General features: G+C 56.4%; 6 protein-coding genes. 4 read left to right on the top strand and 2 right to left on the bottom strand.

Features of this window, described 5'->3' with window-relative positions; translation table 11 throughout:
* The first annotated feature begins 75 nt into the window (after positions 1-75).
* Together ENN66_10370 and ENN66_10365 are read left to right on the top strand one after the other, a co-directional pair.
* Entirely contained in the window at positions 76-2,136 is a 2,061-nt protein-coding gene (locus tag ENN66_10370; GenBank protein ID HDS16985.1) for a hypothetical protein, read from the top strand.
* Positions 2,137-2,293: 157 nt separating this feature from the next.
* Positions 2,294-2,545 (top strand): hypothetical protein, encoded by a 252-nt coding sequence (locus ENN66_10365; protein ID HDS16984.1) that lies wholly within the window; start codon positions 2,294-2,296, stop codon positions 2,543-2,545.
* 30 nt (positions 2,546-2,575) lie between these two features.
* Here the strand turns inward: ENN66_10365 and ENN66_10360 are convergent, their stop codons facing one another.
* Positions 2,576-3,373 (bottom strand): carbon monoxide dehydrogenase, encoded by a 798-nt coding sequence (locus ENN66_10360; GenBank protein HDS16983.1) that lies wholly within the window; start codon positions 3,371-3,373, stop codon positions 2,576-2,578.
* 143 nt (positions 3,374-3,516) lie between these two features.
* Between ENN66_10360 and radC the strand changes: the two genes are divergently transcribed.
* Together radC and lptF are read left to right on the top strand one after the other, a co-directional pair.
* Complete coding sequence (radC, locus tag ENN66_10355; GenBank protein ID HDS16982.1) at positions 3,517-4,212, top strand: DNA repair protein RadC; 696 nt, start codon at positions 3,517-3,519, stop codon at positions 4,210-4,212.
* Between the two features lie 2 nt (positions 4,213-4,214).
* Positions 4,215-5,393, top strand: coding sequence for an LPS export ABC transporter permease LptF (gene lptF, locus ENN66_10350; protein ID HDS16981.1), 1,179 nt, complete (start codon positions 4,215-4,217; stop codon positions 5,391-5,393).
* 15 nt (positions 5,394-5,408) lie between these two features.
* Here lptF and ENN66_10345 read toward each other — a convergent pair.
* A partial coding sequence (locus ENN66_10345) for a GNAT family N-acetyltransferase (protein ID HDS16980.1) occupies positions 5,409-6,133 on the bottom strand: 725 nt, incomplete at its 5' end.

The following is a 6,133-nucleotide window of genomic DNA, read 5'->3' as shown; positions in this document are numbered from 1 at the left end:
GGATGGGACTCCTGGAAGGATTTCCATTGGGGGGGGATTTTTTTCGGTGAGAACCTTTGCTGCCGGTCCCCGGACTTGGCTTTTCCGCTGAGCCGGGGCAAGGCCTCCTTCGTTCTGGACGACCGTAGTTTGCGGGTGGAGAAGGCTGAGTTATATCTGGGCAGTCTTCCCCTGCGCCTGCAGGCGGAGTTGCCGGGACCCTTATCATGGCTGCCTGTGGAGGAAAAATCAGAGCTTGGCTACAGCTGTCGTCTGGAGGTTGATGATCTGGGACCACAGGACCTGGAACCCTTTCTCGGTCCCCGCTTGGCCTGGCGGGGGCGCAGCCACGCGCCTTCGCCGTTGCGGCTGGAACTGGCGGGGAATCTGAGGGATCTGAAAAACAGCCGCATCAGCGGACAGCTTGATTTTGATTGGAGCGCGGTTTCCTTTTTTTCAGGCAGTCGGCCGTTGGATCGTCTGCGCGGGGCGCTTGACTTTGATCGGCAGAAAATTATTTTGCGCTCCTGCGCGGCGACCTGGGCGGACTCAGACCTGCTTTTTAATGGCAGTCTGACGCTCGCCCCCGAGGCCGAAGCCCCACTGCTCCAGGGCCGGATTGAATCATCCCGGCTACGGGTTGACGATCTTCTCGCCTTGTGGTCGGCGGCCACAGACCTGGATCTACGCCCGCCCGCACCGCCGGATGCGGCCAGGGTGGCGGTTCCGGTCAGCCAGGCCGCATCCCAAATCGGTACCTTAGCCCTTCCCGTTTCGAGTGCCGCTGAAAAAAAACCACTGTCGTTCCTCAGTTCTAAACTCTTCCGGGTTGAACTTGAAGGGCTCTGTAAACAGCTGGTGCTGCCCGCTCAAAAAGGCCTGGACGCCTTGGCTGCGGCCTCACAAACCCCTCCGGAGCATGAATCGGAACTGGAGAAATCCTGGCGGCATTTAACGGATTTCAGCTTCGCTTTGGCAGCCGGGCCCGATTTTCTAAGGATTGATGCCTGTGACTGGCGCTGGGGCGGACAGGGTTCCCTGCTTTCCCTGGGGGGGGAGCTGTTTTGTCGGGATGGTCTAAGCGGCGAGCTCGACATCGTGGTTAAAAATCTTGACCTGGACGTGCTGTTTGGCGAAAACACCGGCGCCGCGGGTTTGGAACCAGAAGAAAGCGCGGCACCGCCAACCGATTCAGATCGGTTTCGGGTTGCTCTGCTGGGAGAAATAATTGAAGCCGTCAAGGATGACTGGGTGAAGAAACTGGTTTCCTGGAAAGATAAACTGGTTGCTGAAAGGTTAAGGCTTGCGTTTTCGGCGCAGCAGTTATGCTGGCGGCGGATGGTGCTGGACGAACTGGTCGGCAGCTGTCGGATTGATGATTCGGGACTCCATCTGGAGCGCCTGGCCGGACGCAGTTTCGATGGTTCGCTTCGCGCTTCGGCGGACTGGTTTTACGAGGGGGACTCCTTTAATCTGGAGGCGGAATTTTCCGGAATCAATTTTGAAAGTTTCAATGATTATCTGAAAAATCCTGACCGCGGTCTACCCATGCAGGGCGGCCGGGGCGGGTTGTCGCTGGATCTGGAGTGGCGGGGCGCCAGCCTGCGGGAGTGGAAGGCGGGGCTTGATGGCCTGGTTGATTTTTCCTTTCATGACGGGCGTCTGAAAAAATTTACCTTTATCGCCAATCTTTGTTCCCTGCTCAATGTTTCTCAGTTCGCCGCGTTGCGTTTGCCGCGAGTCAGCATTGATCAGGGCGTGCCCTATCAGGTTTTTTCCGGTCGCGGAGTGATTGGCGACGGGGTCATGGAGGTCGACGAAATGATTATGCGGGGCCCGGCCTTTAACCTGATGAGCAGCGGCACGATTTCATTTCTCGATGAAACCCTGGAGCTTGATCTGGGGGTGCAGCCCCTGCAGACGGTTGACAAACTGCTTGCCACGATTCCCGTGGTCGGTTATATCATAACCGGCAAAGAGGAGACCTTTGTCGTTCTGCCGCTGAAGGCCCACGGCGGTTTTTCCGATATCAGGATCACGGCGCAGCCGATTGCCGGTTTCGGTAAGCAGTTGGGAGGTATCGCGCAGAGATTTTTTTCAACCCCGGGCAGGATCATAGAAATGCCGGGCCGGCTTTACGATAAAATCAGTCAGTAGGCTTAAAGACCGACCGGCTGAGAGTCAAACCAAGTCATTTAAAGTGAGTGGCCGTTTCAGGCCCTTAAACAGACGTCCGGCCCGGGGGTGAATCGGCAGGTCGGCGAAGCATTGCCTTTAATCAAGCTTGAAGTCGGAAAACAGGCAGGTGTTTCAGGTGTTACGATTATTCTTGTGGCTGGGGCTTGGATATCTGGTCTTTCGTCTGTTTCGGGACCTGCTGCTCGGCGGGAGGCTTAAGGCGCAAAACCGCCCTCGGGCCGGGTCGCGGTCCGGGGGCAGTGAGAAAATGGTAAAGTGCGCTTCCTGTGGTCTTTATGTGCCGGAACATGAGGCTTTGTCGGGTGGTGGTCCGGCTGGGGGAAAGCGACACTATTGCAGCCCTGAATGTCGCCGGCAGGCCGGCTGAAGCCTTTAAGTCGCCGGGAAGCTTTTTCGGCTATGCTTTTTCCGGGTTGTTTTCCCGTAGCTCTTTTTCGAGTCGCCGGTAAATCTCTTCGACGCTGGCGACGACTCGGGGAATGACCTCGAAAGGGGCCTGGTCGCGGCGGTCGGCGACGACGATCTCCTGGTCGTAGTCGAGAAATCCCAGCACCTTGAGTTCGCCCAGGTTGTTCAGAATGAACTCCCGGTCTTCTTCGCTGGTAACCTTGTTGCCGACGACATAGACTTGGTCGACGCCAAGATCACCCGCCAGTTTCTTGATCTGGTGAGCGGTTTGCAGGCTGCGGGAACCGGGTTCGACCACGACGACAAAGGCATCGATGCCCCGGGTCGCGCCACGTCCCAGGTGTTCGAGGCCGGCTTCCATGTCCAGGATAATGCTCTCGTCGCGTTGCAGGAGAAGGTGGCGCAGCAGATATTTGAGAATGACGCTTTCCGGGCAGTAACAGCCGCCGCCGCCCTCGGGAATGGTGCCGAGAACCAGAAGTTTCAGGTTGTCGCGACATAAACTGAAGCGTTCGGGAATATCATCGACCTTGGGATTGAGTTTGAACATGCCGCCGTAAGTGCCTTTTTTGGCCCCGGTCCGTTCTTCGATGAACGCGGTCATTTCCGCGAAGGGGGTGATTTTGACAACCTCTTCCCGGGCGAAGCCCAGGGCTGAAGCAAGGTTGGCGTCGGGGTCGGCATCAATGGCCAGGACTTTATGTTCATCGGCGGCCATAACTCGGGCCAGGGTTCCCGCCAGAGTTGTCTTGCCGACACCGCCTTTGCCGGAGATTGCGATTTTCATGGTTTTTTCCTTTTACAGTTGGTTGAAATTGATAAGCTGTTACCATTCTTCCAATTTGTCCACTCTATTGTCTGGCCCCAAAAAAATCAAGTCCGATTAGGCTAAAAAAAGTCGACCTGGTCTTTTTGTCGGAGGGTTGCGCGATGGCCGCAGAAAAGGGAAAGCCGGGGCCCGATTATCTCGGGCACCGGCAGCGTCTGAAAGAGCGTTTCGCTCACCAGGGTTTCAGCGGCTGGCAGGCGTATGAAATTCTGGAGTTGCTGCTGGGCTACGCGGTACCGAGGCGGGATGTCAAACCTCCGGCCAAGGAATTGCTGCGCCAATTCAAAACCGTAAAACGGGTTCTCGATGCGCCTTCGGATCAGTTGCAGCAGGTTGCAGGGCTGGGGCCGGGCGGGGCGCGATTTCTCAAAGTCTGCCGGGAACTGATTTCGGTTTATCTGGAAGCCCCGGAAGCCCTGCGGCAATCGATCACCTCGCCGGAACAGGTTGCCGATATCTGTCGGGGACGTCTGGAGGGCTTGCCCCGGGAAGAGTTTCTGGTTCTTTTTCTCGATAATCGTCACCGCTTGCTGGCCGGTGAGATTCTGCATCGGGGCACGGTTGATATGAGTGTGGTGTATCCGCGCGAGGTTCTGACCCGGGCCCTGCAACATCGTGCCGCGGCCCTGATCGTGGCTCACAATCATCCTGGCGGCAGCTGCAATCCTTCGGCCGATGACGTCAGGCTTACCGAAGATTTGCAGCAGGCGGCCGCCACCTTGGGAATTCGCCTGTTGGATCATCTGATTGTCGCCGACAGACGGGTAATCAGTTTAAAAGAATTGGGAAAATTTTAAAAATGCTGATCCTTGATCGTTATCTGTTGCGCGAGATCTTGCTGCCTTTCTTTTATGCCCTGCTGGTGCTGGTGTTTGTTCTGTTGATGGGGCAGCTTTTCAAAATTGTCAATATGGTGGTTTCAGAAGGGGTTCGGATCGGTGATGTCGGCCTTCTGGTTCTGGCCCTGATTCCGAAACTGTTGACCATGGCCCTGCCGATCTCGTTTTTTTTTGCGGTTATCGCCGGCGTGGGGCGCATGGTCGATGATGGTGAAATCATCGCCCTGAAAGCGGCCGGGATTTCTCCGCGTCGGCTTCTGACCCCGGTTCTTTATCTGGCTGCCTTCTGTACCCTGATGACGATTCTGGTCAGCGCCTGGCTGGCACCCTGGGGTTTGCGTCAGGTTCGGGAGATAACCTTTAAGATTCTTAAGGAAAAGATGACCGTGGCCCTGCAGGCCCGTTCCCTCAACCTCGCTTTTCCGGGCATGGTGATCTATATCGGGGATATCGACCATGAAAGCGGTCGCGTGGCCGATGTCTTTATCGAGGACCAGCGGCGACCGGAAACACCGCAGATGGTGACTGCGGTGCGGGGCCGAATCGTCAGCGATCGCAACTCTTCCTCATTGCTGCTGCAGCTGGAAGAGGGCACCATCCATGAGTATGATCAGCGAGGGGAAGCGTATCGAGTGACCGATTTTTCCCAGTATCGAATCAATTTTGAGATCGCGGCCCTGTTGGGTGACGAAAGTTTTCTCCGGCAGAAGAACAAGGATATGACTACTAGCAAACTGCTCAGGAAAATTGCTCAGCGTAAAAGTCTGGGGGAAAGTCCGGTTTCAGCCCAGGTCGTTCTGTATGAGCGCTTTATTCAGCCTTTCGCCGGCCTGGTGTTCGCTTTGCTGGGCCTGGCCCTGGCCCTGGTGCCGGTGCGCAGCAGCGCCCGGTTTCAGGGCTTTGTTTATGGCCTGCTGCTGCTGCTGGCCTATTACATCTTCGTTCTGTTGTGTGAATATCTGACGGAATGGCGTTCGTCCCTGGGGTTGTTATTTTTTCTGCTGCCCAACTTCTTTTTTCTGGGTCTGGGATGGTGGCTTTTGTACCTGCGCCAGCATGAGCGGGAATTGTTTTCGGGTTTCGAGCCGGCGGTTTTTTTGCGCCCGGCTCTGGAGTTTTTCCGGCGATGGCGCGTCTGAGGCCCGAGCTGCTAGTTAAAGATCCAGGCGAAAGGTTACGGTACTGCCTTCCTGGGTGTCGACGACAAAACCAAAAGCCCTGCAGAAATCTATCATTTTAAGATTTTCCGAGAGCACCACGCCATAAATCTGCTGAATGTGCCGGTCCCGGGCGATCTCAAACAGCCTTTGCATCAGAATCCTGCCGACCCCCAAGCCCTGAAATTCATCCGCTACCACGATCGCGAATTCATGTTTGTCCAGGCGCGCCAGGTAACTCAGACGGTTGACCCCGATTGAGCGGAGACTTCCTTTTTCTTCGAGCAGGGCGATGATCGCGATCTCCCGGTCGTAATCGATCTGGGTGAAGCGGGCCGCCTGCTCGTGACTTAAATGACGGCGGTAACTGAAAAAGCGGTAGTAGTTGCTTTCCCGGGAAAGGGAGTTGAAAAGCTCATGGTGCAGGGCTTCGTCCTCGGGGCGAATCGGCCGGATAATAATCTCGCGGCCATCCCTGAGCCGGTCTTGAAATTCGTATTCATTGGGATAGGGTGCGATAACCAGGTGCCGGGGCGCCGGCGTTTCATTGCGGCGCACGCGGGCGTTGCCCGCGACCAGGCGGAATCCTCCCGCCGAGGTTTCCAGCAGGACGCAGCGCAGCCCGTAAACCTCGGGACAATCAGTCATGATACTGGCCAGACGGAGCAGGATAATCGCCAGATCTTCATTTGCTTCGGGACTGCGCCGGGCCATGGCCCGGC

Source organism: Pseudomonadota bacterium (assembly GCA_011049115.1).
Lineage (GTDB): Bacteria > Desulfobacterota > Anaeroferrophillalia > Anaeroferrophillales > Tharpellaceae > DSCM01.
The sequence above is the reverse complement of the archived record's forward strand: the minus strand, read 5'-3'. Positions and strand labels throughout refer to the sequence as shown.

Coding starts and splice junctions, on each gene's coding strand:
- ENN66_10360 (HDS16983.1), bottom strand. CDS start 3,373: ATGAAAATCGCAATCTCCGGCAAAGGCGGTGTCGGCAAGACAACTCTG.
- radC (HDS16982.1), top strand. CDS start 3,517: ATGGCCGCAGAAAAGGGAAAGCCGGGGCCCGATTATCTCGGGCACCGG.
- lptF (HDS16981.1), top strand. CDS start 4,215: ATGCTGATCCTTGATCGTTATCTGTTGCGCGAGATCTTGCTGCCTTTC.